At 39.7% G+C, this 26,694-nt stretch carries 27 protein-coding genes; 13 read left to right on the forward strand and 14 right to left on the reverse strand.

The window, feature by feature from the left end:
• From HCCG_RS12920 to HCCG_RS01080, 11 genes are all read right to left on the reverse strand, one after another.
• On the reverse strand, positions 1–1,929 hold a 1,929-nt coding region (locus tag HCCG_RS12920; RefSeq protein WP_411979921.1), incomplete at its 3' end, for a methyl-accepting chemotaxis protein.
• Positions 1,930–2,247: 318 nt separating this feature from the next.
• Positions 2,248–3,300, reverse strand: a complete 1,053-nt coding sequence (gene ruvB, locus HCCG_RS01035) for a Holliday junction branch migration DNA helicase RuvB (RefSeq protein WP_014667179.1) — start codon at positions 3,298–3,300, stop codon at positions 2,248–2,250.
• A gap of 8 nt (positions 3,301–3,308) precedes the next feature.
• A complete protein-coding gene (gene panB / locus HCCG_RS01040; protein WP_002955497.1) occupies positions 3,309–4,103 on the reverse strand; it encodes a 3-methyl-2-oxobutanoate hydroxymethyltransferase in 795 nt (264 codons plus the stop codon).
• A 22-nt stretch (positions 4,104–4,125) separates the two neighbouring features.
• Positions 4,126–4,467, reverse strand: coding sequence for a DMT family transporter (locus HCCG_RS01045; RefSeq protein WP_015453763.1), 342 nt, complete (start codon positions 4,465–4,467; stop codon positions 4,126–4,128).
• Positions 4,451–4,888 carry a DMT family transporter gene (locus HCCG_RS01050; protein ID WP_002955499.1) on the reverse strand — a complete coding sequence of 146 codons (438 nt, stop codon included), beginning with the start codon at positions 4,886–4,888 and terminating at the stop codon, positions 4,451–4,453. Before HCCG_RS01050 ends, HCCG_RS01045 begins: the two co-directional genes overlap by 17 nt.
• Positions 4,885–5,775, reverse strand: a complete 891-nt coding sequence (lgt, locus tag HCCG_RS01055; RefSeq protein ID WP_002955500.1) for a prolipoprotein diacylglyceryl transferase — start codon at positions 5,773–5,775, stop codon at positions 4,885–4,887. The genes HCCG_RS01050 and lgt overlap by 4 nt, the downstream gene beginning before the upstream one ends.
• Positions 5,775–6,095: a hypothetical protein gene (locus tag HCCG_RS01060; RefSeq protein ID WP_002955501.1), complete on the reverse strand. Its 321-nt coding sequence runs from the start codon at positions 6,093–6,095 to the stop codon at positions 5,775–5,777. Before HCCG_RS01060 ends, lgt begins: the two co-directional genes overlap by 1 nt.
• Before the next feature lie 141 nt (positions 6,096–6,236).
• The gene (locus HCCG_RS01065; RefSeq protein WP_014667182.1) at positions 6,237–6,773 is read right to left on the reverse strand and encodes a hypothetical protein; all 537 of its coding nucleotides are present in this window, start codon (positions 6,771–6,773) and stop codon (positions 6,237–6,239) included.
• 8 nt (positions 6,774–6,781) lie between these two features.
• Positions 6,782–8,380 carry a methyl-accepting chemotaxis protein gene (locus tag HCCG_RS01070; RefSeq protein WP_002955503.1) on the reverse strand — a complete coding sequence of 533 codons (1,599 nt, stop codon included), beginning with the start codon at positions 8,378–8,380 and terminating at the stop codon, positions 6,782–6,784.
• Between the two features lie 73 nt (positions 8,381–8,453).
• Entirely contained in the window at positions 8,454–9,041 is a 588-nt protein-coding gene (gene ruvA, locus HCCG_RS01075) for a Holliday junction branch migration protein RuvA (RefSeq protein WP_002955504.1), read from the reverse strand.
• Positions 9,042–9,077: 36 nt separating this feature from the next.
• Positions 9,078–10,925 carry a hypothetical protein gene (locus tag HCCG_RS01080; protein WP_002955505.1) on the reverse strand — a complete coding sequence of 616 codons (1,848 nt, stop codon included), beginning with the start codon at positions 10,923–10,925 and terminating at the stop codon, positions 9,078–9,080.
• 74 nt (positions 10,926–10,999) lie between these two features.
• On the opposite strand from HCCG_RS01080, the gene murJ reads away from it, so the two are divergent.
• A complete protein-coding gene (gene murJ, locus HCCG_RS01085; protein ID WP_015453766.1) occupies positions 11,000–12,484 on the forward strand; it encodes a murein biosynthesis integral membrane protein MurJ in 1,485 nt (494 codons plus the stop codon).
• Complete coding sequence (cysS, locus tag HCCG_RS01090) at positions 12,484–13,995, forward strand: cysteine--tRNA ligase (RefSeq protein ID WP_172583202.1); 1,512 nt, start codon at positions 12,484–12,486, stop codon at positions 13,993–13,995. The genes murJ and cysS overlap by 1 nt, the downstream gene beginning before the upstream one ends.
• On the opposite strand, the gene HCCG_RS01095 is transcribed toward cysS, so the two are convergent.
• The 3 genes from HCCG_RS01095 to HCCG_RS01105 are packed head-to-tail and all read right to left on the reverse strand — an operon-like array spanning position 13,996 to position 16,095.
• Complete coding sequence (locus tag HCCG_RS01095; protein ID WP_002955508.1) at positions 13,996–14,862, reverse strand: bifunctional riboflavin kinase/FAD synthetase; 867 nt, start codon at positions 14,860–14,862, stop codon at positions 13,996–13,998.
• The gene (gene tlyA / locus HCCG_RS01100) at positions 14,831–15,553 is read right to left on the reverse strand and encodes a 23S rRNA (cytidine-2'-O)-methyltransferase TlyA (RefSeq protein WP_014667186.1); all 723 of its coding nucleotides are present in this window, start codon (positions 15,551–15,553) and stop codon (positions 14,831–14,833) included. The genes HCCG_RS01095 and tlyA overlap by 32 nt, the downstream gene beginning before the upstream one ends.
• The gene (locus HCCG_RS01105) at positions 15,553–16,095 is read right to left on the reverse strand and encodes a hypothetical protein (RefSeq protein ID WP_015453768.1); all 543 of its coding nucleotides are present in this window, start codon (positions 16,093–16,095) and stop codon (positions 15,553–15,555) included. The genes tlyA and HCCG_RS01105 overlap by 1 nt, the downstream gene beginning before the upstream one ends.
• An 81-nt stretch (positions 16,096–16,176) precedes the next feature.
• On the opposite strand from HCCG_RS01105, the gene HCCG_RS01110 reads away from it, so the two are divergent.
• The 11 genes from HCCG_RS01110 to HCCG_RS12105 all read left to right on the forward strand — a co-directional run bounded on the left by HCCG_RS01110 (position 16,177) and on the right by HCCG_RS12105 (position 26,678).
• Positions 16,177–17,079 carry an aspartate carbamoyltransferase catalytic subunit gene (locus HCCG_RS01110; protein WP_002955511.1) on the forward strand — a complete coding sequence of 301 codons (903 nt, stop codon included), beginning with the start codon at positions 16,177–16,179 and terminating at the stop codon, positions 17,077–17,079.
• Between the two features lie 447 nt (positions 17,080–17,526).
• Positions 17,527–18,864 carry an outer membrane family protein gene (locus tag HCCG_RS01115; RefSeq protein ID WP_002955513.1) on the forward strand — a complete coding sequence of 446 codons (1,338 nt, stop codon included), beginning with the start codon at positions 17,527–17,529 and terminating at the stop codon, positions 18,862–18,864.
• Between the two features lie 122 nt (positions 18,865–18,986).
• Positions 18,987–19,985: a phosphatidate cytidylyltransferase gene (locus tag HCCG_RS01120; RefSeq protein WP_015453769.1), complete on the forward strand. Its 999-nt coding sequence runs from the start codon at positions 18,987–18,989 to the stop codon at positions 19,983–19,985.
• 12 nt (positions 19,986–19,997) lie between these two features.
• Positions 19,998–21,101, forward strand: coding sequence for a 1-deoxy-D-xylulose-5-phosphate reductoisomerase (gene dxr / locus HCCG_RS01125; RefSeq protein ID WP_002955515.1), 1,104 nt, complete (start codon positions 19,998–20,000; stop codon positions 21,099–21,101).
• A gap of 33 nt (positions 21,102–21,134) precedes the next feature.
• Positions 21,135–22,322, forward strand: a complete 1,188-nt coding sequence (locus HCCG_RS01130; RefSeq protein WP_002955516.1) for a M20 metallopeptidase family protein — start codon at positions 21,135–21,137, stop codon at positions 22,320–22,322.
• A 72-nt stretch (positions 22,323–22,394) separates the two neighbouring features.
• On the forward strand, positions 22,395–23,219 hold the full coding sequence (locus HCCG_RS01135; RefSeq protein WP_002955517.1) for a hypothetical protein: 825 nt from the start codon (positions 22,395–22,397) through the stop codon (positions 23,217–23,219).
• A 295-nt stretch (positions 23,220–23,514) separates the two neighbouring features.
• Complete coding sequence (locus tag HCCG_RS12455) at positions 23,515–24,258, forward strand: TonB-dependent receptor plug domain-containing protein (protein ID WP_034547872.1); 744 nt, start codon at positions 23,515–23,517, stop codon at positions 24,256–24,258.
• On the forward strand, positions 24,255–25,691 hold the full coding sequence (locus HCCG_RS01150) for a TonB-dependent receptor (protein ID WP_002955518.1): 1,437 nt from the start codon (positions 24,255–24,257) through the stop codon (positions 25,689–25,691). The genes HCCG_RS12455 and HCCG_RS01150 overlap by 4 nt, the downstream gene beginning before the upstream one ends.
• Before the next feature lie 519 nt (positions 25,692–26,210).
• Positions 26,211–26,372, forward strand: a complete 162-nt coding sequence (locus tag HCCG_RS12100; protein WP_002955519.1) for a hypothetical protein — start codon at positions 26,211–26,213, stop codon at positions 26,370–26,372.
• A gap of 25 nt (positions 26,373–26,397) precedes the next feature.
• On the forward strand, positions 26,398–26,529 hold the full coding sequence (locus HCCG_RS12755) for a hypothetical protein (protein WP_267891738.1): 132 nt from the start codon (positions 26,398–26,400) through the stop codon (positions 26,527–26,529).
• The gene (locus HCCG_RS12105; RefSeq protein ID WP_002955521.1) at positions 26,526–26,678 is read left to right on the forward strand and encodes a hypothetical protein; all 153 of its coding nucleotides are present in this window, start codon (positions 26,526–26,528) and stop codon (positions 26,676–26,678) included. The genes HCCG_RS12755 and HCCG_RS12105 overlap by 4 nt, the downstream gene beginning before the upstream one ends.
• The last annotated feature ends 16 nt before the right edge of the window (positions 26,679–26,694 follow it).

Genomic DNA, 26,694 nt, shown 5'->3' on the forward strand with positions numbered 1-26,694 from the left:
AACAGCCTTAGAAATATCTTCAGCGTGTCGAGTAACCTCAACATTCTTATGCGTTACACCCTCAAGGCTAATCACCGCTTCATTAATCTGTGTAATACCAAGCGTTTGCTCATTAATAGAATCTGCCATTTCATTAATGCTTTGCACCAAGAGGTTTGTATTTGCCTCAATCTCGCCTAAGGATTTTTGTGTCCTTTCAGCGAGTTTCCTTACTTCATCGGCAACGACTGCAAAGCCTCTGCCGTGTTCTCCAGCACGAGCCGCTTCAATCGCAGCATTAAGTGCGAGGAGATTAATTTGATCGGCAATATCACGGATAATACCAATGACATTTTTAATATCATCACCTTGCGAAACCACTTCAGCTGTTCGCTCACGCATACTTTGCATTGATGAAGTAATCTCTTCAATTGCACTTGCTGTTTGCTCCAAGCTACTAGCCTGTGAAGTAGAACCTTGTGCAAGGTGTGAAACCGCCTCTTCTAGCTCACTTGCCCTTTGTGCAAGTGTTTGAGCAAAACCACTTGAAACGCGTAGCATTTGTGCGATCTCTTGCCCCAACACATTTGCTGTAATCTCAACATTACCCTTGGCATCTGGAATAGAATTTGTAAAATCAAGTGTCTTATACTGCTCAAAAATGTCGTGGATAAGATTCATATCTGTCCCCACTCGTCTTTGTAAAACATCAAGAAGTTTATTAAGAATCTCTTGGAGTTTAATCAACTGCGGATTATTTGGTTTAACATTCAGCCTTACACTCAAATCACCCATCTCAACCTTATGCACAGATTCTATGGCTTGTTCAATAGCAATGTTATCAATACGCGTATGCTCCTTAATATCCTCAACGGCGTCATTAATGCGTTTTGCCATTTGCCCTAGCTCATCAGTCTTATTCATATCAATACATTCAACATCATTGGCTTCGTGTTTTAAGAATCTAAAGAAACCTTTCAAGCCTTCATAGATTTTTTTAATATCTCTTTGGATATAGAACTTCACATAGCCAATAACCACAAGATTTACAAGCACCATAACAACAAGTAAGACGATAATAACGCTTTTCTCAACAAAACGCAATTCTGCAAGCAACTCATCATAAGGAGCAAAGTTAAACATCGTCCAATACACACCATTCCAAATTTCAAAATTATAGATGGCAGCTACTCCCTTGTATCCAGCTCTTGAAGTCGTCTCAACAATATCACTTCCAAGCTTATGCGTTGCTTGCAATTCAACAGCCTTTTTCACACCCTCTGTATTATTAATATCTAACAGCTTTGTACCAATCTTATCTTCCTCATAATACATTGTCAAAAGCCCATCATTTCCAAGAAGCAGTCGCACAGAGTGTTCAAACGGATTAGTATTCTTTGCTAGGATCTCATCGCTTAGCTCACTCATATTGATAATAGCCCCTACGACGCCTACGCGTTGCCCTTCGTTATATATAGGAAAAGCCATACTGATTGCTTTAATTTCCTGCTTATCATACACAATTGTCGTGGGGTTAGAGAGCATAATCTCCTCTGTCCCAGTCTTTGTTACAGGCACATTCGCAAAGCCATCTACAAGATTCTTGCCATCTTTTGTCTTTATGTCATTCAGTGAAGCTATCCTTACGCCAGAATCGTGCTCATCAGGGTCATCATCAACAAGCGTAAATCCAGCCCTTGTGCGTTCATCATACGCAGGGTGATCAATCTTAATATATGTTGCCACTATAGCTGGATCATAATCCACTACATACTCAAGTAGCCTACTAAGAGCCACTGAAGACATCGCACTTGCATTGCGTCTTAGATTTGTACCTGCGACTTTTGCCGCCGCCTCAAGTCCAGCTCCTGTAACATTGAATCGTGCCTCTACAGCACGAGCATCATTAAATGCACTTGCATACAAAAATTTCTTTGCTTCTTTCACCATACTATCTTCAATATTACTTGAGACGAGCACCACTGCGCCGACATTACCAACTAATAAAATCAGCGTCAAAAGCCCACTGATTTTATTACCAATACTCAAATTGCGAATGTAAGATAACAAAATGCACTCCTTGAAAATTATGAATTAAATCCGTTTCCGTTTTTGTGAAACATTGAAGCAATATTTTCAACTTTACAATAAACTTCTGCATATTATAATGTTTTTTGGCAAAATCAAGCTAAAGCCCATTACAAAAAAAAAAAAACGCCTTTTTTTACACACAAAACGACTTTTAGTTGTAGGAATGATTATTCCACCCTAAAACAGCCCTTTTTGCTCAATAAATGGAATCTTTAATAGCTCATAAGTCTTAGGTGTGGCGATTCTGCCTTTTGCGGTGCGTTCAAAATACCCATTTGCCAATAAATATGGCTCTATGACATCTTCAATAGTCGCTTCATCTTCGCTCATCGCCGCAGCTATGGTATTTAGCCCAATTGCCCTACCCCTAGATTCAGCTAAAATGGCTAAATAATGCAAATCTAGCTCATCAAAGCCTAGCTCATTAACGCCTAGCTCATTTAACGCATAATGCACACACTCTATATCTATCTCGCTTTGTGAATCTCTCACATCAGCAAAGTCCCTCACTCGCCTTAAAAGCCGCAGAGCAATACGCGGAGTGCCTCTAGAGCGTCTAGCAATCTCATTAGCTCCTTCTTGTGAAAGGCTTTTTGAAAGTTTTTTTGCCGCAGTCTGCACGATAAGAGCGAGTTCCTTTGGCTCATAAAATTGCAGTCTAAAGCTCATACCAAACCTATCACGCAAAGGGTTTGAAAGCATACCCGCACGCGTTGTCGCGCCAATGAGCGTAAAAGGGGCTAAATCAATCTTAAGCGTTTGAGCAGCAGGACCAGAGCCAATGATAATATCAAGCCTAAAATCCTCCATTGCCGGATAGAGAATCTCTTCAATGGCTGGGCTAAGGCGGTGAATCTCATCAATAAATAAAATATCCCCCTCATTGAGATTTGTTAAAATTGCTGCTAAATCGCCGGATTTTTCAATCATCGGTGCGGCACTCACCTTGATATTACAGTCCATTTCATAGGCGATAATGTGGCTTAGTGTCGTTTTGCCAAGCCCGGGCGGACCAAAAAAAAGAATATGATCTAAGCATTCATTGCGTCTTTTACTTGCTTCTATAAACACTTTGAGATTCTTTTTTATCTTTTCCTGCCCGACATATTCTTCCCAAACACTTGGGCGTAAAGACAGCTCTTGGCTAGATTCAAAGCTGAATTTTTCAACTTCCACAATACGATTTATTTCAGTGGTTTCTTTTGACTTTTCTAGCGTGATTTTCTCCATTTTCACCCTTAATAGCTTTCATTTTCACTAGGGAATTGCAGGGATTTCACATCTTTAGCGTATGCTCTTATGGCGTCTTTTAGCATTGCTCTGCCATCACAATATGTCCGCACAAATTTTGGCTTAAAGGCTGAAAAAAAGCCAAAAGCATCACTCCATACTAGAATCTGCCCATCACACGCATTCCCCGCCCCTATGCCAATGGTAGGCACGGATAAAGCTTTGGTGATTTTTTCTGCCACTTGTGATTTTACCCCTTCAATCAGCACGGAGCAAACCCCCGCTTCCTGCATTGCTAAAGCACACTCTAGTAGCTCTTGAGCTTCTTTTTCACTCTTGCCTTTGACTTTGAATCCCCCATCAAAACGAGCAAACTGCGGCTTTAACCCAATATGTGCTACAACGGCAATGCCCTCTTCACATAACGCCCTAACAATAGGCAATTTTTGTATATCCACTTCAAGTTTAATCGCGTTAGCAGCGGTGTTTTTATAAAACTTAAGCGCATTTTTAAGAGCGAGTTTTTGCGTAGCATAGCTCCCAAAGGGCATATCCGCTAGGATAAAGGAATGCTTCACGCCCCTGCAAACCGCCTTTGTATGATAGAGCATTTCTTCCATACTCGCCCCCAATGTCTCATTCTCCCCACCAAAGCTAAACTTCAAACTATCGCCCACCAAAATAACATCAACTTCAGCATCAAAAATCCCTGCCATTAACGCGTCATAAGCCGTAATTGCCGTAATTTTCTCCACACCTTTTTTTGCTTGTAAATCTGTAATACTCATCTTTTTTTCTAGCATTTTTTATCCTTTTTGGTAGATTCTAATCACCCCAATTTAATAGCACCACCGCACATACAACCATAGCAATGCCTATGTAGCCAAGTGTGCCGAGATTCTCTTTAAAAAATATATAGCCTCCAAGGGCTGTGCCAATAATGCCAATAGCCCCCCAAGTCGCATACGCTGTGCTTAAAGACAGAATCTGTATCGCCACAGCCAACGCACTAAAAGCCACCCACACCATCACTACACACGCAATCGCATAGCCTTTATGTGTGAAGCTATTTGACTTTTTCAAAAATAAATTTGCCACAATATCAAGCAGTGCTGCTACAAGCACAAACACCAACGCACCCTCTTTTGTGCTAAAAAGCCAAGTCATTTTTCACCCCATTATCTTTTAAATCTCTAGCCGTTGTAGAATCTTTAGCAGCCACAGAATCTTTAGAATCTTCGTGGGCTTTAGCATTTCTTAGCTCCGCAATATTAATAAGAGCAATGCCACAGAGTGAAAGACAAATACCTAAATACTCCTGCCATTTGAGACTTTCCCCAAAGTAGAAAATCCCTATACATACCACACACAACACACCCAAAACTTCCCATAACGCATACGCCACACTAATAGATAATCTTTTAAGCGAAAGAGCCATAAAGTAATATGACAACACAAGCAGTGCATACATCGCTATAAAGCCAAAGATTCTATTGCCAGATTCATCTCCGGCTTTCATAAAGCTTGTGGCTAGCACTTCGGTCAAAATCGCAAAAGTCAGCAAAATATAGGCTTTTTTGAAACTCATTTTTTTCTCCTTTTATGCTTATTGAGTGTAGCGGTAGTGAGTTTAGAATCTGTATTTCGAGCAAACACTACAAAGGCTAAAATCACACTGACAAGGAGCATTACACCGCTTAGAATCTGCCCCATTGACAAGCCAAAAGCATAATAGCCAAGCTGTGAATCTGCCTCTCTGTAATACTCACATACAAATCGTGCTATGGCATAGAAAAATCCATACGCTACAATCAAACTGCCCGGCTTTTTAGCATATCGCCAAACTATAAGCAAAAGCATAAAGACAACAATGCCCTCCATAAATGCTTCAAAAAGCTGACTAGGGTAACGCAACTCGCCATTTACAAGTATGCCTATGCTTCTGCCAAACTCACTTTCATCTACCAAACGCCCAAATAACTCGTGATTAAAGAAATTTCCCAAGCGTCCAAACACATAGCCTAGCGGAATGGAAATAGCCGATAAATCCATAAATATCCAAAATGAAAGCTTTTTAACATAACAAAACAGCAAAGCAGCAAGTAAAAATCCAAACATCGCTCCGTGATAGCTAAAGCCACTAATACCGACAAAAACGCCATTGTAGTAGGGGTTAAAAATCTCCCAAGGTTGTGTAAGGTATTCCCACCTGTGCGGAGAGTAAATCAGCACATAGCCTAATCTCCCACCTAAAATCACGCCAATCTCTACCCAAATAAAAAATGAATCTAAGCTCTCTTGCGTAATAGGAAAGCGTGTATTGTTATACTTCACAAATGCCTTAGCAATAAGCAAGGCTATAAGCATTGCCCCAACATACATAATGCCATACCAATGCACATTTATGCCAAAAAGCTCAAAGGCTATGGGATCAATATACTCATAGATTCTATTCCAAGTGCTATACTCTTGCATTACACCTCCATAATCTTAATCTTAAACTCATCTACCATATCAATTTCTTCAAAAAACATAAACAATCGCAAGTCATCAACAACAATTTCTATGGGTATCCTATCCACACTCCTTAGTTTAAACAAAAAACCAAGCACATAAGAATTAATCGGGTAAGCTTGAACAAAATAGATTCTTAAAATACTTTCAGCGCTAAGCAGAATCTCTGGCAAAAGATTTTCTAGCTCAATTTTAAAAGTCAAAAACGCATCATAAGTCTTAAGTTTTCCTGTGCTACGCACCATTTGTAAGTCATTGATTGTTTCAAGATGCAACGCCATATCACTCCTTTTTTACAAGGCGTGATTATAGCAGAGTTTATTTTTAAGAGATTAAATAAGGCTAGGAATGAATGTCTCAAACTCTTTGTAATCGTGTGTTGATGGTATTTGTAAAGGATTATTTCCTTACACAAAAACCTTTTATATTTCCACACACAAAGATGAACGCACAAAAGGTGTCTTTGCTCTTTTTATCACAACGCGACTTTTAGCTCCCATAAGATTTAGAATCTTCTTGCCCTTTTTGCCTATTTTTAGTTCATCTCTTTTGTAGCAAGACTTTGGCGTAAATGGATAGCAAGATTCTAGGATAAAATGCGTTGCTCTAACTTTTAGCACACATTCTATATATTTTTTTCTGGCTTTCATATTGTTTTTATATCCATTATAAAGCTGTGTTTTAGATAAGCACAAAATACTATGCTCTATAATATTCCCCACATACTCACATAGCACAAGGGCGATTTTATCCTTGCCTTTTCTTAGAATCTTAATACTATTTACTTTTAAATCTGCTTTAGAATCCGCTACTAAATCTCGCTTCAACCCCCGCTCAACGCCTTGTGGCTGATGATATAGCTTAGATTCTCTCATAATAATATGAGATTCTACCCACGCGATAATTGTATCAATGCTATTAAAATCCGCTTCAAATCTCGCTCTATACACATTAGTCATATGAGGCACTATGTCCTAAACTTCGCCATCGCTCCATCTAGCTCCTCTGCTTTTTGCGACATATCATTGACAACCTTTTGGATATTATGCCCCACACTTTGCGTAGATTCAGAAGATTTAGCAATATCTTGCATCATACTTACCAACTGTTTTGTGCTTTGAGAGATTGAGCTGCTTATCTCTGTCAAACGAATGGAATTTTGCTTTGTAAGCCTTAGCTTTTCGTGCGTATGATGTGCCTCATCAATAAGCGGTGAAGTCTTTTCGGTAATATGTATCATATCTGCCGCACTCTCTTTAATGGTTTGCCCCATATCATCAATGCTTTGGGTTACAAGATTCACATTTGCTACTATTTCATCTAAAGACTTTTGTGTCCTTTCAGCGAGTTTCCTTACTTCATCAGCTACCACCGCAAAGCCTCGTCCGTGCTCCCCTGCACGAGCTGCTTCAATCGCGGCATTGAGAGCTAAAAGATTAGTTTGATCGGCTATGTCATTAATGATTGATAGCACAGATTTAATCTGCTCTGCGTGATTTGTAAGCTCCTCTACACTCTCTAAAATATTTTGCTGACTTTGGGCAGAAGTGGTGATAAGCTCAATAGAATCGCTAAGATTCTTAACAAACTCTTCTAAAATACTCTCCGTTTGATTAATATCATCAGTCGTAGCAGTAGCTGAATCTTTAGCCACTTCAAGATTCTCACTCACATTTTGTGCAAGTGAATTAACCCTATCTACAAGCTCAAATTGCTCATCAGAATTGCGTGAAAGCACATTTGACATATCTAGTAATCCCTTGCAAGTATGCGTATTTTCTAGGCTCACGCGTTTGCTTAGAGAAATAGTCTCTTGTATAGTTTGGATAAATTTATTGACATAGTTTGAGGTAAGTCCCACTTCATCTTTGCTTTTAATGGCTAGTCGCTTTGTCAAATCCCCACTACCGCCATCTGTCAAGTCTTTTGCCATATCTCGCAAACGATTAAGCGGTTTAACCAGCTCTTTTTCAAAAAAGACATAAAGCCCAAAGAGTGCTAAAACCCCTGCCACAAGCATTGTGAGTAAAAGATAATTTTCACTCTCATCAATTTGGTCATAAAAGCTTTGCGTTGAGATTTTAAGCTCAAGCACACCTAGCACATCACCTTCTTTAACCTTGCCATCTTGATGACATGCCATACAACCTTCATCTGCAATCAATGGCTTTTGAAACAAAACGCTATGCTGATTGTTTTCATTGAGTTCATCAAGTTTGGGAAGTTTATTTGTAAAAACTTCTTGAATCTTAGGATCATCACTCACAGAATCAGGTAGATTAAATAAATCAATCACGCTTTGGGATTTATAGATTGTTACAGATTCTACACCCGGTATCTTACCCGCATCAGCTAATCCCGTATCAATCATCTCTCTAATCCCCATATTCATACTCATACGCACGGTTTGAAAAATAGAATCTCCAAGCATTTGCGCACTTCTTTTCCCCTCTTTCACCGCCATACTCTCATACCCAGATGAGATGATTTGATACAACACACCAAAACCTATGATAATGAAAACAAAAAGAGTGAAAAGCACTTTAGAGCGAAATGATTGTAGCATTACGACCCCCTTTTATTTTGTGAGATTCTAGGTATCTGTCTTAATTTTGCTCGGCATATTGTAGCATATTTATTTAAGCTAATTTTTTTAATGCCAACTTCACAAGCTCTGATACACTCTGTGCCTCTATGCCTTGAAGTGCCTTTTGAGCATCTGTGTTTTTAAAGCCAAGTGATTGCAAAGCTAGAAGTGCTTCATTCTTTAAGCTATTTTCTTGAGAAAGTTTTCCATCAGCAAGACTTGTATCACTGATAAGACCAGCAAAGAATCCCGCCACATCAACCATAATCTTCCCCGCTCCCTTTGCCCCAATACCCGGGACTTTTTTCAACGCATCGACATCTTTATTGCTAATGATTTTGGCAAACTCCATTGGCGTATAGGTAGATAAAATGGCAAGGGCGACCTTTGGACCCACACCATTAATCTTAATAAGCCGCTCAAAAGTCTGCTTTTCTATCTCCTCTACAAAACCAAAAAGCAAATGTGAATCTTCGCGGATAATTTGTGTGCAGATAATCTTTACTTCCTTGCCACCCTCTCCCCTAAGCTTTGAAGTAGCATTAAGCGACATTTGCACTCCATAAATCACACCACCTACATCAATATCTATCATCATAGGCTCACTTCTTATAATCACTCCCCGCAATCCAACAATCATACTTTTTTCTCTCCTAATAAGAATCTTTGCCTAAATCTATGAACGAACTTCCCGCACAAGCTTCAAACTCTCTTTGTCAATCCCAATATCCACTTCCTCGCCGTGGCTTAAAAGCATAATGTCCTTTACTTCTGGGAAAAAGCTCTCATAGACAATCTCATTGTCATTTTGCCAAGGGGCATCACTTGTGATTTTAGCATTTTGCGTTTGCAAGTCAAGATTCTCTAAAGCCGAGCTAAAATCCTTGCTTTGAGCTTGTAATGTCAGCAAACGCTCTTTTAAATATTTTGTCCTGCGTAAAAGCACCACATATTGTGCCACACTTTCAGTGATACTGCGTTCATTGGGCTTGTTATTTTTCTTATTTTCCTCCATAATATGCTTGATTTTCTCCACAATGGGCTTTGTCTTACGCACCCTTGCCAAGTCCTTGTTTAGCACTGCTAAAAGCATATTCATTTCTTTGATATTACGCTCAATCTGTGCGTTAAAATGCTGCACCTCTTGCTTTGCTTTGAGTGAAGAGCGGGAATTAATGCTGATATGATTTTCTCCTCCGCTCATTACTTTAATATACAAATGCTCCGAAACGCCAATTCTCGTATGGGAATGCAATGAATTAATCGTAATTTTCCTTGCCTCAATGCTCCCGCCATTGGCTTGTTCAATCACAATCTCTTCACCCTCCACATTGCCAAGCTCCAAGCGATTAATGCGAATCTTCTCTCCAACCGCACTGCCCTTATGTATATCAATACTCATCTCATCTGCTTGAATCACAGCACTTTGGTGTGTTTGCCCATTAATCTCAAGCTTTTTTGCCACCACTTTGGCATTTTCTGCCACAGAGCCATAAATTTTTATATCTTGTGCTTCAAGCACAATACTCGCTCCAATCGCATCTTGATTAGGATCAGCACAGGTTACTTCAACAACAAAGCCCTTTTTGTCCCCACCTAGCAATGAGCCACTTTTACGCAAACTCACTTCGGGGAAATTAAAATCAAGTAAAATCCGTAGCTCCCCCTCACCCACAGACACATAGCCATCTTGTGTTGCATAATATAGCACCTCATCTTCTTTCTCTTCTATGTTAAACTCGCTATCCTTGAATCTTAGCTTTTGTATCTTATCATCGCTTTCACTCTCTTGCTTTTTGACATTGATAAAATCTCCCTTAAGATTCCGCCCACTCATTCCAGCTTGATGTTTTAAGCTTATACCTACGAGTTCGCCACTTTTTGCCGCATAGGAAGCAAATTCAATACTTTCAGTATGCGTTTTATTCCACTCTTCTTGTAAAATGAATCTAAAACTTGCCTCCATTTCCGGGATAAAACTCGCCTTTGCAATCACAAGGCTTTGTGCAGATTCTAGCACACCACTTATTTGCAGCTGTGAGAAAAGCTCTTTAAGATTTATAATCTCTTGTTTCACTCCGCTATCAAACAACCTAATAACGACATTGTGCATAATCTTTTTTCGTGTAATCTCCTCATAAAGTGCCTGAAAAAAACTCTCATCATTTTTTACTTCTAGCCCCGCCTTAAGATCTAAGCTCAACTCATAGCAATGTGAATCTAGCCTAAGATCAACAAAAGGAGCTAAGTCGTTTTTCCTTAATCCACGCAATGTAATATCATACACCTGCCGTATTTCAAAGTCATTTTTATTATATTCCGCATCATTGCTTAGAATCTTATCTCTCTCTTCAGGGCTTAATGAAGTAAAATCTTTCTTTTTTTCGCCACGATGAAGGGTGTTAATCTGCAAAATATCAAAGCTAATCATTTTTTCTTCAAGTGCATACAACTCACTGATTTTTTTAATCTCCGCACTTACATCAGCACAGCCCTTGACTGATACAGGCTCAAATAATTGCATAACAACCCCCGTAGCTTAAAGTTTGTTTATTGTAGCTATAATTTTACACTTTCAATCTTTAAAAAGGCAAAAATTTGATTAAAAAAGCATTTTTGACAAATAGCAGTGGTATTCTGCTTTCACGCGTAGCTGGTTTGGTGCGTGATTTATGCACGGCAAAGATTCTAGGGGCTGGAGTATATAGTGATATATTTTTTGCCGCCTTTAAATTGCCAAATCTTTTTAGACGCGTCTTTGGAGAGGGGGCTTTCACGCAAAGCTTTTTGCCAAATTTCATTCGTAGTCGCAAAAAAGGTATGTTTGCCCTCATCACTTTTCTTATCTTTGCTTTTGTTATTCTACTCTTATCGCTTTTTGTGGTGTTTTGCAGTGGGCTTGCTACAAAGCTTTTAGCGTGGGGCTTTGATGAAGAGACAATAGAGCTTGCAAAGCCCATTGTGGTGATTAACTTTTGGTATTTGGAGCTTGTGTTTATCGTTACTTTTCTCTCATCTCTTTTGCAATACAAAAACTGCTTTTGGGTCAATGCCTATAATACTGCACTTTTAAATATTGCTATGATAGCAGCCCTGCTTTTAGCCCACGATAGGCAGTCTATACAAGTGGTATATATGCTAAGCTATGGCGTGGTGTGCGGTGGAATCTTGCAGATTCTACTGCATTTCTATCCGCTGTATCGTTTGAGATTTTTTAAGCTTTTGTGGGTGGGCGTGATTGAGCTTTGGCAGTGGTGTAAAACAAAAGAGCCAGATTCTAAACTCAAAGCTAAAATCACTCAAATAAAAAGTGAGTTAAAAACCTTTTTTAAGCAGTTTTTCCCCGCTATGTTTGGTAGCTCAACTGCTCAACTTGCCACCTTTACTGATACGCTTTTAGCCTCATTCCTAGCTGCTGGAAGCATTAGCTCACTCTATTATGCAAATAGAATCTTTCAATTCCCCCTAGCCATTTTTGCCATTGCTATATCCACAGCCCTTTTCCCCCTTGTAGCAAAGGCGATTAAAAACAACGAACAAACAAAGGCTTTACAAGCTTTAAAAAAATCATTTTGGTTTTTATGCGTCATTTTATGTGCTTGTGTGGTGGGTGGAGTAATGCTAAGTGAAGAGATTATTAGCCTTTTATATGAATGGGGGAATTTCACAAAAGAAAATACCATAATCGTAGCAGGGGTGTTTAGTGCCTATATGATAGGACTTGTGCCTTTTGGATTAAGTAGAATCTTTTCCCTTTGGCTTTACTCTCATCAAATGCAGGGCAAAGCAGCTAAAATCTCGGCTATCTCCTTACTATGTGGCATCGGCTTTTCACTCATTCTTATGCACCCATTTGGAGCTATGGGCTTGGCATTTTCAGGCAGTTTAAGCGGATTTGTGCTTTTTGTGCTCACCATTAGAATCTTTGGCTTCAAGCAATTCTTAGCTATAATAGCTCACACAAAAGCGTGGCTACTGCTTGTGATAATTTTAAGCGTTGAAGTGCTGATTCTATGGTTTCTTAAGCCCTATATCAGCGACCTCGTCAATGCCATTCATCTTTTTGTAAGGAATAATGTATGATTACCCTTTTTGATAGTATCAAGAAGCAAAAGCTCAAGTTTGAGCCTATATCGCCAAAACAAGTGCGAATCTATGTCTGCGGACCAACGGTGTATGATGACGCACATTTAGGACACGCGCGAAGTTCTATTGCGTTTGATTTATGGCGGAGATTATTTTTATTCCTTGATTTTAAAGTCATATTTGCTAAAAACTTCACTGATATTGATGATAAAATCATTAAAAAATCCTTGCAAAATGGCATAAGTGTGGAAGAAGTAAGTGAGCGATATATTGAGCTGTATTTAAACGATATGCACGCTTTAGGTATCTTGCGTCCCGATCTTGAGCCAAAAGCTACAAGTAATCTACCTCAAATGCACGAAATGATAGAGCAACTTTTGCAAAAAGGCTATGCCTACAAGGGAGAAAATAACGATGTGTATCTAAGCATTGCTAAAGATAAAGCCTACGGCTCACTCTCTCAACGCACCACACACGAGCAGAATCAAAGTCGTATCACAAATGCCAACGACAAACAAGAAGAAAGTGATTTTGCGTTGTGGAAAGGCTACAAGGGGGAAGATGACATTGCTTATGATAGCCCATTTGGCAAAGGGCGTCCGGGTTGGCATATTGAATGCTCAGCAATGATTGAAAAGCACCTTGCCTATGATATGCGTGAAAAACAAGAATATGAGAAGCAGGAATTTGCCATTGATATACACGCAGGTGGGGCGGATTTGCTTTTCCCCCATCACGAAAATGAAGCCTCCCAAACCCGCTGTGCCACAGGGCGAGAACTCGCAAAATATTGGCTACACAATGGCTTTGTGAATATCAATGGCGAAAAAATGAGCAAAAGCCTTGGCAATAGCTTTTTTATCAAAGACGCACTGAAAGTCTATGATGGCGAGATTCTAAGAAATTACCTGCTTGGGGTGCATTACCGCTTGGCGTTAAATTTTAATGAAGAGGACTTATTGCAAAGCAAAAAGAGGCTTGATAAAATCTATCGGCTCAAAAAAAGAATTATGGCAGAACGCATTGCAGATTCTATCCCACAAACAAAAGCCCTAGATTCAACTGAATTAGCCGATCAGCTAGAATCTTTAAACACTCTTAAAACGCATACCAAAAACGCACAAGATTCTTTTATAAAGCCCTTGCTTGAAGCCTTGAGTGATGACTATAATATCTCAAAAGCCCTTAGTATTATTGAAGAAATGCTTTCCATAAGCAATGACTATCTTGATAAAAATCCAAAAGATAAAGCCTATAAACTTGCCATTAGTGGCAACCTTGCGTGTATAGAATATCTGCTTGGGCTCGGGGACAAAGACCCTACTTTATACTTTCAGCTTGGGCTAACAGAGCAAGAAAGGCAAGATATTGAATCTAAGCTACAAGCACGCACAGAAGCTAAAAAACAGAAAAATTATGTCCTTGCTGATAGCATACGCGATGAGCTAAAATCTCAAGGTATCGAGATTATGGATACTCCACAAGGTAGCACTTGGGAGAAAATCTAGCTACATCTCCACAAATGCCAAAGAAGCAGAATCTAAAATATAATGAGCTTGTGAAATGTCTTTGGCAATGCGAGATTTTAACTCGCCTAAATCACTAAAAGTGCGGTTATCGCGGATTTTTTCAATAAAACATACATTTACAGAATCTACACTTATCCTATCTTCTGCCACAAAGTCCTTATCAATGATATGCGTCTCTATGCTAAATGCCCCATCTGTGCTAAGACGATGTCCCACAAAACACACGCTTTTATAGATTCTATTTTGCAACTTTGTGAAACTCGCATATACGCCATTTTGGGGCAAAACATACCTACTAGTTTCTATATTTATAGTCGCATACAGCTGTGTTGAGCCAAGATTCTGCCCTTTTACAACCCTGCCTTGTATATGATAATACCGCCCAAGTAACGCTTTTGCATTTTTCATATCGCCTTGCTTAATGGCTTGTTTTATCACGCTTGAATGCACCACTTGATCTTTGATACAAAATTCCGGCACGATTATCACTTCTCCACCAAACAAATCCGCCAAGTCCTCCGCATTCCACGCCCTATTTTTCCCAAAGCAAAAGTCATAACCCACCACGAGCTTTTCTAACGCCCTAAACTTTTCTTTTAATTTTTTTACAAAATATGCCCCATTCCATTCTTTAATATCGCTAAATTCCACAAAAATCATCTCTTTATCGCAATATAGCTCTTTATCTAGCGTGAGTAGCTCCCCGCCACTTTCAATGCAAAGCACCGCTCCGCTCTCCCCTAAATGCTTAAAAAGCTCCTTGTGAGCCAAGTGCATACCATCAAACTTCCCCAACACAAGATGAGTAATACGCCTATCTTCTGGCATAGACAAAAAACTCTTCATTCCCTTCCTTTCCACTTACTACACTTTTTTCACTCGCTATAACACTAAAATGTCGCTTTTTTAGATTCTCACAAAACTCATTTGCTGCCTTTTGCCCTAAACTTTTATCCTTTAGCACCCCTTTTTTATTGCGTTTTGCATTTAATCCCACTTCAAATTGTGGCTTAAAAAGCCAAATATACTCTTTTACATTCAATCGTTCAAAACTCTCCATTAGCTTATACAGCGAGATAAAGCTCACATCACACACCATTAAATCAAACTCTCTTTCATCGCTAAAATCTCGTATATCACACTCTTCAAACACACTCACCCGCTCATCTTGTAAAATGCTAGTATGGAGCTGATTTTTCCCTACATCTACGCATACCACAGAATCTATGCCAGATTCCAAAAGCACTTGAGTAAAGCCCCCTGTGCTTGCTCCAATGTCAATAGCTTTTTTATGAAAGAGATATGCCCTATCCCACAGCCCCTTTTGCACTAAAGATTCTATAAATCCCCGCAGTTTATACCCCGCACGAGAAAGCAGCAAATCTTTGGAATCCACACCCACTTCATCATCTTTTTCAAGCAAAAATGAGCCTTTTTTCACCACAGCACCATTGACTTTCACACAGCCAGATTCTATAGCTTCTTTTGCCTTTGTGCGGGAGCTACACAAAGATTTCACATATATATCAAGTCGCATTATTGTGTAAGCTTACTTTCACGCTTTGCATAGCCAAAGTCAAAGCTCATACGCCCCACACCCTTTATCTCCGCAAAAAGCTTCAAAGTATCCCTACCACGCTCTCCTATACGCTTAAAACTCACAAGATACACATCATTATAAGCAATATCAGGGGTAAAAGTGCCAAGATTCTTAGAATCTAGCTTTTCTATTTTGCTAGATTCTACGCTATTGTAGGCAGTTTTTAAGCTAAATTTCATATTTTTTTCACTTATCTCATCAAGCTTATCATACACTTCTATCAAAAACATCTCGCCACTTGTATTTTCTAGCCACTCTTTATTAATCTCATTGACATATCGGGCTATCATCAAAACCCGCGTGTGATTATCCTGCAAAATTTGAGATTTTCTCATCGCTTGAATCTCACGCTCTTTTATGGATTTTTCATCTTTTGGCTTATAGTGAGCTGAAGCAATATGCACAAAATCTTTTTTATAAAAATCACTACACGAAGTAAGCATAAACGCCACGCACACGCACACCGCAAAAAACTTCACATCTTTCCTTTATTCTTGTTGTTTAAATATTGTATCACAAACTTTGCTACAATGCCTAAACCCAAAAGCAAAAGGATTTGTATGCAAACGCCCACCCTAGCCCCAAAGCACCTACTCCGCACAAGCGACCTTAGCCTATCACAAATTGAATCTATCTTAAATAAAGCCCAAGTGTATAAAGATATGCAACACAGGGAGATTCTCAAAAACAAAACCATTATTACCATTTTTTTTGAAAACTCCACACGCACACTTTCTAGCTTTGAGATTGCCGCTAAACGCTTGGGGGCTGATGTTATCCGCCTTGATGTAAGCAAAAGCTCCACGGCTAAGGGGGAGAGTATGTCAGATACCGCAGCAAACTTAAATGCAATGAAGCCAAATGCCATTATTATCCGCCATAAAAACGCTGGAGCAGGATACTATCTCAAATCCCAAGTGAGCTGCCCTATCATCAATGGTGGCGATGGCGCACACGCTCACCCTACTCAAGCTCTGCTTGATTTGCTGACTTTAAAAGAGCATTTTGACAATGATTTGCATAATCTTAAGGGCAAAAAAATCGCCATTATCGGTGATATAAAAAACTCGCGTGTGGCAAATAGCAATATTGAATTGCTTTCACGCTTTGGTATGGAAGTGATTTTAGTAGCCCCACCGCATTTTCTCCCACCTACCACCTTACGCACCACACATAATCTCCGTGAGATAGCCAAAGAGGTTAATGTCTTTATGAGCTTACGCACACAAACAGAACGCCACGATAAGCAAATCTATGGCTCACTCAAAGACTACGCCTCACAATATTGCTTGACTTTGGAGATTCTAGGTGATACAAATGCCATAGTTTTGCACCCCGGACCTGTGCATAGGAATATTGATATTGATGATGAATTGCTGAAAGATTCTCGTTGCAAGGTGCTAGAGCAGGTAACAAATGGGGTATGTGTAAGAATGGCGGTGCTAGAATTTTGCTGTGCTTGAGAGCATTAGAAAAAACTGATATAAATCAAGTAGAGAGTAGGATAAGACTAACGCGACCCCTTGAACAAGTCGCGTTATGGCTAAATCTTAGCTACACTTGACTACTATTACGCATAGTAGTATAATGGTAGCCAAGATTTTCTGGTAAATCTTATCCATTGCAACCTCCTTTGTAAAAGTAGGTTACGCTAAGAGAGGTTGCGACTCTCTTAGGCAACCTCTAAGCCACATTATATCACATTCCTAGATTTTACTTTAAGCATTTTATCAGTCTTAATTTTTGTGTTATTTTCGGCTACATCTTATCTCCGCACTTATGATTAAAAGAGAATTAATTAATTTTTGATTAAGTTTTTATTTTTTACAATGTCGCCCTTGTATTGTAAAAAATACATTTACTTTGTGTTAAATCTAGCACAACACCCACAAACAAAATAAGGAAAAAAAATGAAAAAGATTCTATACTCAAGCGTGGTTTTAGGGCTTGTAGCGACAAGTGCAAGTGCCTTTGACTACAAGGTAAGCGGCTCGGCGGAAAGCTTCACAAAATGGGGTTTTAACAATCAAAAGCTTAACCAACAAAGTGGTGCAGCTCCTACTGAAAGCTTTACGACAATCTTTTCACAGCTTAATCTCAATCTTGACTTAGGTGCAGGATTCAAGGCTGGATTTGGCGGGGCTATCGGTGGCTTGGCTTTTGACTCCACAGATGGAAAAGATCCAAATCAGCCTTTTAGTGCGGTGCGTAACGCGTATTATGGCGTTTCTTGGGATAGAAATAATAACAATGGCAAGATTCAAAACTACATGTTTCAAAATGCCTTTGTAGAATATGATAATAACACATTCTATGTCAAAGCTGGTCGTTATGAATCTGGTAAGGTTGGCGAGTGGTTTAGCGGTTACAATCAAGGTGCAGAAGCTGCCCTTAATATCAGTGCATTAAAAGTATGGGGCTTTCTCTCAAACCGCCGTGCATTTGCGTATGATCAATGGTTTAATGATTTCTACCGCGTTCACGGAAAATATAATGACAGCATTGCTACGCGAAACACCTATGCAGCCGGGCTTGATTTGAACTTTGGCGGACTGACTATCGGTGCGTTCTCTTACTTTACACCGGGCATTTATACTGCACCGGGTGCAAATGTAACCTTTCAGTCAAATCCAAGCTTTGAAGGACAAGGATTCAACGCTACGACAAAAATCCGCTTCCTTGCACCGATTGCTGATGATAGGATAGCTTTCACTCAAGGCTCGCCAAATAGAGATTGGGGCGAAATCGGCAAATACTCCTACACACTTTATATTGATCAACGCTTTGATGTAGATAAGCTCTTCTTTGGTGTGGGCTATTATCAAAACTTTGGCAATGCTAATGAGCTTATCGGGCGTTGGGGGAATCCTATCGGTATAGATATTTGGACAGCTGGAGCGTATGATATAGGCAATGCGTTAAATGATATTATAGGTAGAAATGCCATAACAGGCTTTGGATACCTTGGGGCGAACTATGGTAGCTTTGATTGGAAGTTTATCGGGCGTGGGACAAACAGCCCAAGAAGTGCGGAGCAAAGCGTAGCCTTGCTTCTTAACTATCGAATTAGAGAAGACATTGCCATTGGTGGTAAGCTAGAGTGGTTTAGCGATACCACAAAAGCGGGATACAAATCAATCGTATGGGGTGATGCGAAACAGAGCGAAGATGGTGGAGGCAAATCAGATACAAAAAAACGCACAGATGATAGAAGCCACGCATTCTTCTATATCCGCCATACTTTTTAAAATATTTTTGCAGTTAGTCTAAGGGCTAACTGCCCCTTGATGTCTTAATTTCTCCACAACTTCTTAAAAACTCACAAACTTTATGCTACAATGCACCCCCACAAACACAAAAAAGGACACAAATGAAAGAACATACCACACAAGAAAATAGCGTAGAATCTACACAAATAGAATCTACAAAGCAAGATTCTGCCCTTGAGATAAAGCAAGATTCAAAAAAAGTGAAGCAAAAATCAAAACAAAGACCAAAAAATGTGGAGCAGGATTTAGCCCATAATACAGATACAGAAACAGAGCATTCCCACACTCTGCAAGATAAGCTCAAAATGAGATTCCTAGCGGATAAGGCACGATTTATTACCGCCTTTATCCTTATTGGAATCTTAGCCCTTGTGCTGATTATAGATTCTCCACTGCTTACTTGTGTGGTGCTTGGAGTGTTGTGCCTTGTAGGTGTGCAAGAATCTTTGAGCTTATACAAGCTAGAATCTGCCCCGCATTATTATATTTTTACCTTTTTTATTTGGGTATTAGCCTATATCAATGAACGCGTTGTAGAATCGGCTTTTATCGTGCTTGTGATGTATGCGTCATTTTTAGCCTATTCTAAAAAAATCTCGCCTAAAACAATGCTACCTTTTATCTATCCTATCATTCCATTTTTGAGTATTTATGCCCTATATAAAGACGCTGGGGGAGCTGGAATCTGGGTGATTGTGTGGCTTATTGTCATCGTGGCATTTACTGATACAGGTGCGTATTTTGGCGGTAAAGCCTTTGGCAAAACGCCCTTTTGTGAAACTTCGCCTAAAAAAACCATAGAAGGCGTGATTTGTGGTGTGGTGTGTGGCGTGATATTTGGCTCAATTGTGGGGATTGGCACTTGTGGGAGCTTTTTATACTCTATGATGATTACTTTTGTTGTCTCAATCGCTTCCGTCTTTGGCGATTTGTTTGAAAGCTATCTCAAACGCGAAGCGGGGGTAAAGGATAGTGGCTCACTGCTCCCCGGACACGGCGGTGTGCTTGATAGACTTGATGCGGTGCTTTTTGGTGCGGTGGTAATGCACTTTTTGCTGTATTTTCTGCCCGGTTATAGAGAAATGGCGATAGTGTTGTAAAAAAAGAATCTTATGATACTCCTTGGCAGCACAGGTAGCATAGGCACAAACACACTTGAAGTCGCACAGACTTTTAACTATGAAGTAGAATCGCTCTGTGCTGGGAAAAACATCAATCTTTTAAATAAGCAAATTGACATTTTTAAACCAAAAAATGTTTGCATTGCTGATAAGGCGGATTCTCACAAGCTCATCGCTGGGGATTATAGGCTATTTTTTGGGGAGAGTGGAATCTTAGAGCTTATAGAGCATTCAAAATCCCCCCTTGTTGTGAATGCCTTAGTGGGCTTTGCAGGATTAAAACCAAGTCTAAAAGCGTTAGAATGTGGCAAGAAACTCGCCCTTGCAAACAAAGAAAGTCTTGTCAATGCAGGCTGGCTTTTTAGGAATGCCAATCTCACGCCCATTGATAGCGAACATTTTAGCCTGTGGTATCTCTCTCACACTCGCCCTATTGCAAAGCTTTATATCACTGCAAGTGGTGGGGCATTCCGCGATTATCCGCTTGAATCTATCCCCACAGCTTCCATAGCGGACGCACTCAAACACCCAAATTGGCAAATGGGGCATAAAATCACCATAGATTCCGCCACAATGGCAAATAAACTTTTTGAGATTTTAGAAGCAAGGTGGCTTTTTGACACAAACGATATTGATGCCTTTATAGAATCTAGCTCCACAGCCCACGCCCTTGTAGGCTTTAAAGATGGCAGCCTTACAATGCACTTAAGCCACCCTGATATGAAGCTCCCCATTGCCTATGCCCTAGATTCTACTCTCGCCCCGCTCACGCCCTTTGTCCCAGAGCTTGACCCACTATCATTGCATTTAGAGTTTAAACCCATTTGTGAGAAAAGGTATCCGCTTTGGGCGTTAAAGAGTGAGATTCTAAGCACACCACAAAAAGGCGTTGTTTTAAATGCAAGTAATGAAGTGGCGGTGAGTGCCTTTCTACAAAACAAAATCAATTTTGGCAAAATAAGTGAGCTAGTATTAAAGCTTATGAATGACTTTGCAGGTTTTGACTTCACAAGCCTAACGGATATAGAATCTATTAGTGCTTTAGATTCTAAAGTGAGAGTAAAATCACAGGAATGGATAAATAAAAATACATAGCAACGCCACAATACAGCAAAATAAAGGAGTATTATGCAAGATTTTATAATAGATTCTAAACTTTTAGCTATGAAAGAGCTTGGCGAATCCTTCCGCCATAGTCTGCATAAAATCCCAGAAAGCTCTGGGGCAGAGTATAAAACAAGTGCGTTTTGTCAAAATGTGCTAAAAAAGGCGGGATTTAAAATCACTACATTTGAAGGTTACACGGGTTTTTTAGCGGATTTGGATATAGATTCTAAACTCCCACGCATTGCTATCCGTGCGGATATGGACGCCCTAGAGATGAATGATCTAACCAACAACGAGCATACTTCCACACATAAAGGCTTGGCACATAACTGCGGACACGACTTACATATGGCAATCGCCCTTTTGAGTGCGTGTTTTATCATTCAATATAAAAAAAAGCTCTCCTGCAATGTCCGCTTTATCTTTCAAATGGCAGAGGAAAAAGCCCATATCCCCGGGGCTAATAAAATGGTGGAACTTGGCTGTATGGAGGGGGTTAATGAAGTGTATGCCCTGCATAATGACGCCTCGCTAGAATATGGCAGTGTGAAAATTAATAATGGCATTATGAGTTCTTTTGGCACGATTTGGAATCTTAGCATTCAAGGCAGAGCCGCTCATAGCTCCACACCACACAAGGGCTTAGATGCGATTTATGAAGGGGCTAGAATCCTAATGGATATGGAGCATATCATCGCTAAAAAGACAAGCCCATTTGCTCCAGCGGTGTTTTCTTGTGGCGTGTTTCAAGGTGGCTCTATCCCCAATGGCATTGCAGAATCTGCCTTGCTTAAAGGCACAATTCGTGCTATGGATAAGGAAACTGATGAGATTTTAAAAAATGCGTTTAGGGAGATAGAAAAGCAGAGTGCATTAAGAGGCTTTAAGACGCAGTTTAGCTATGATGGCTATCCAGCGATTTTTAATCACGCTGTGTGTGTGCAACGCCTTGTAGAATCCGCCCAAAAAGTGCTAAAAAACCATAATATGCTTTATCAATCCTGTGAGCCGATGAGTGCGAGTGAGGACTTTAGCTATATGATAGAAGCGTGCAGGGATAAAAAGGGGGCGATGTATTTCCTAGGCAGTGGGAATGCGAAAAAGGGTATTTGTAACTATCTGCATTCAAACCCCTACTATGTGGAGGATAAAGCCATTCTTGTTGGCGCACAAATATGGATAAATCTCATTTTGAGCTTTGGCAAATAGGCTTTGTGTGGGCTTTGGTGCTATGCTAGATTCTAGTAAGTTTAATAGGCTGTGTAGGGAGTAATTGCAGAGATGATATTGCTTGTTATCCTTGGGGGCGTTGCTTTACTCTATGTGATTTTGCCCTTACTTGTGCTTTTGATACTCTATTTTCTTATTTCTAAACTCAATAAGCATTGTTTCAAGGCTGGGCAAAAGTGTTTAGATTCTACTCATTTAGCACAAAGAAGCCAAATACCCCTGCATATTAGAATCTTTGGCACAAAGCTATGGGCTAAAAGCGAAACAATCGCCTATTGTTTGGTATTAGAATGTGCTTTAGCACTTGGGCTTTTTAGCCTAGATTCTATGCTAAGGGTGCAGTGGCATAGTGGCTATGAGCGGTATAAGGAGCTTTGCGACATTGCAAAAGGGCAAATGGATTTCCCCTTGCAAGATTCTCCGCAAAAATACAGCCAAATTTTTAAGCTAAAACATCTCTTTTACTCCACGCAGTTTGAGAGATTAGATAAAGATGAAAAAGAAGCCTTTTACTTAGGACGCTTGAAGTTTAGTCCAAAAACGATAACAGAGAAGGAGTTTTTAAGCTATCTTGACCCAAATAAGCCAACATACCCACCTAGAGGCAATCCAACGCTATATAGCTGGGAATTTACAGGCAGCGAAAGTGAGCTGAAAACAGAATCTAGCGTGTTGCAAAGGCTTTTATTTGGAAGCTTTAGCATTTCTTATACGCTTTATGTCTCATCACATTCGCCAAATATAAGCAGTATGCGGGATATTAAGACAATGCGTTTTGGTGTAAAGTGGGAGTATAGAACTTTACTTCACACTTATTTTGTAGGTATTTTAAGCAATGCCGATAAAGGTGTGCAAACTTGTGGCAAAAAGTGGTGAAAGAGCGTTGTAAATTGAATGACACAAAGCAATCTAGCACAACTAGGGCATTAAAAAGCTAGAATCTAAGGTGGTTTAGGCTTACTTTATCGCAATAAAACAATAAAAGCAAAGATTCTAAGGTGTTTTTTGTTTCATTTTTACCCACACTTCTCTTGCCTTACTCTTTTGTTTATTTTGTTTATAAAATAAAAATAATTCTTATATTTTTTATTTAACTTTAAATTTAGAATATTATACTTCCACTCCATAAATCTAAAAAAAGATTTATATACCACAATACAAAGGAAATATGATGAAAAAGTATCTCTTGTTTTTTGCCGCATTGTCTTCTTTGGCACAATATGCTTTTAGTGATGATTTTAATTCTCAAAATGAAGCCCAAAAAGAAGCTCATAAAAAAGTTAAGCTTGATACTTCCATAGTCAAAGCCACGATGATGAATTCCAAGCTTGATGAGCTAAACCGCAATGTGTATGAGATAGATAAAGAGAGTATCACAGACAAAGGCTATCGCTCAACTGAAGATATTTTCCGCTACACGCCTTTTGTGGGGCTAAGCAATGTTGGGCTAGGAAGTAACCTTGACTTACGCGGACAGGGCAATCGTGCTAACACCTCCGTGCAGGTGCTGATAAATGGAATCTACTCCAATATGCTAGATTCTAGCCACGGCGTTACTCCGCTTAATACCCTATCCCCTTCAAGTATAGAATCTATTGAGATTCTGCCCGGTGGCGGGGCGGTGATGTATGGGAATGGCACACGCGGCGGAGTAGTCAATATCATCACGCAAAGGCGGTATGAAGAGCCATTTTTCACAGCGGGGTTAAGCTATGGCAACACAATAGCTTCAACTGGACATAGCTACAATGCCGATGCGAAGTTTGGCACAAAACTTGGAGATAGGACTTATATTTCACTAGGAGCAGCTTATATCAATCGTGGCGGACCTAGAAGTGGAGATAAAACAAGTGGCGCCCAAGCAAATATGGGACTCATATATGATATTACAGGGGGGGGGGGGAGCATAGTGTGAGCTTTGATGTGGATTATTTTAATGGCATTATCCGCACAAGCCCGAATAATTCCTTTATGGATATTAAAAACCCAAGCAAAGATGATAGAAAAACGCCCGGCAATGGCAGTTTGCATAACACACAGCAACGCCTTGATGTGAGCCTTGGCTACAAGGGCGAGTTAAGCGAAAACTCAAAGCTTGATATAAAAGCTTTCTATCATCTTAATCACATAAACTATGTAGATTCTCTTACAAGGCTAAGTTCATTTAGGGCTATGGGTAATCAAGCGTCTTATGCTTCAGCAGATCAAAGTGGCTCTCTCTTTGATGATCAAAAAGCTGGAATCACCGCAAAATACGATCTCAAACACACAAATGGACTTTTTATCCTAGGAGTAGAATCTATTTGGAATCGCGGCAAACGCACAATGGATCAAATGATTAATGCAATGGGGGGAAGCTACAAACATAGAATCCTTGTGCCATTTGTTGGCACAAAATGGAGCAATGCCCTTTATGCCTTGGAAAAATACGACTTTAGCAAAAGCTTCTCGCTCACAGGCGGGGCGAGATATGAATACGCATATTATGATATAGATGTGAGCTATTTTAATGATATGACAAGAGACAACAACGGCAATGGTATGTCACCATCAACAAATCGTGGCTCACTTACAGACTCACTTCATAACTACGCCCTAGAGCTAACGCCAAGCTATCGCTATTCAGATTCTGGAAATATGTATGCTAAGTATGAGAAAGGCTACTTCTCCCCTAGCCCAAATTCTATGCTTAGACGCAATGGGAGCGGAAGCAAGGCTTCCTACACTGCCACAAACCTTAAGCAAGAGACTTATGATACTTTTGAGCTTGGGTTAAAAGACTTTTTAGGAGATTCTATAATGCTTAGTGCAAGTGCGTTCTACACATTAACGCATAATGAATTTTACACGCAGGGCAACGCCCACTCTATCGGCGGTGTAACTTATGGTAACTATGACAAAACCCAGCGTGCAGGCTTAGAGCTATTCGCTGAACAATATCTCTTTGGTGGGGGCTTAAGTTTGAGTGAAAGCTTCACCTATATAGATGCAAGAATCTTACAAAACAATGGGGCAAGTGCAAATCTCAAAATCCCCTATGTGAGCAACTATAAAGGCACAATCGGTGCAAATTTAGCCCTTGGCAGAATCTTTAGCCTTTGGAGCCAAAATACATTTTTTGGCACAAGCTATGACATTACGCAAGAAAAGATAAAGCCTTATAGCCTTACAGACATCGGGCTAAATGCAAAGTTTGGCGATCTCTCTTTGAGTGCTGGGGTAAGAAATGTCTTTGATACTTTCTATTATAGCTACTATAACCACGATTCTAAAGACCAAATCGCCGGATATGCTTTCCTTATCGGGCAGGGGCGGAGTGCGTTTATTGAGGGACGATATACATTTTAAGGCTTTAGTAGAAACTAGATTCTACTAAAATTCCGCAACGCCGACTGCGGAAGTATCTTGCGATGATTTTTCTGGTTGTCAAAGTGGAGGCGAAGGGAGTAGCTCAAACGCATGCAGTTGCGAAGCAACAAATCCATACTTGCAAAATGACCGAGCCGACACTGCAGACTCCCGCAAAAGCCCGCAAGAGACAACGCAGAATCTAGATTCTGCGAAAGAAAATATTCATCAATAATTAAAACCTTTCTATTTTAGGGCTTTTTAGGTTATTTTTTGACATTTTGGGGGTAAGAATCCCAATAGGTGTGTCAAATTTTGTGTCAAAATCTATAAAATTTTTGATTTTTTGACCTTACACCCTTATTCTACTCCCTGAAAATCCCCTTTCATATCACTACTCCGTATCACAAAATCCATTTCATTTACAAACCTTACACACTTCTTTAAAGAACGCATTTTGCAATGATAAATCACGCCACTTCAAGCCATTGATGTGGGGCTATCTTTAAAGGAGAACAAATGGAAGTCAAACACACAAACCTCTACAAAAGGAATGGTATCATCTATATAGATGCTACTCTAACAGAAATCGGCAGAGTGAGATTCAGCACCAAACTCAAAGATACAAAAGAAAATATGGCAAAAACACTGCTAAGTGCAAAAGATTTAGTTAGTAAATAGTGAATAGCCTTTGTGGGTTAGCTCAATGCTAGGACATAAATCACTGCAAACAACTTTTCAACATTATGTCAAATACATTCCACAAAACAAAAAAAGAGCGTCATTTTTAGATAACTTCACACTAAAAACACATTCTACACAAAAGGATAGCCTATGAGTTTTTGGTATGTTTGTAAGGAATGTGGCTATATCAATGAAGTGGATTGTATAGAGATTAATATACAAATAAAACTCAATAGCCAAAAGGCTGTGTCTTGTATATGTAGTGAATGTGATAATAGGCAAGATATTATCATAGAAGTTTAGCAATGATTGAATTAGA

This window comes from Helicobacter cinaedi CCUG 18818 = ATCC BAA-847, assembly GCF_000155475.1.
GTDB classification, from domain to species: domain Bacteria; phylum Campylobacterota; class Campylobacteria; order Campylobacterales; family Helicobacteraceae; genus Helicobacter_C; species Helicobacter_C cinaedi.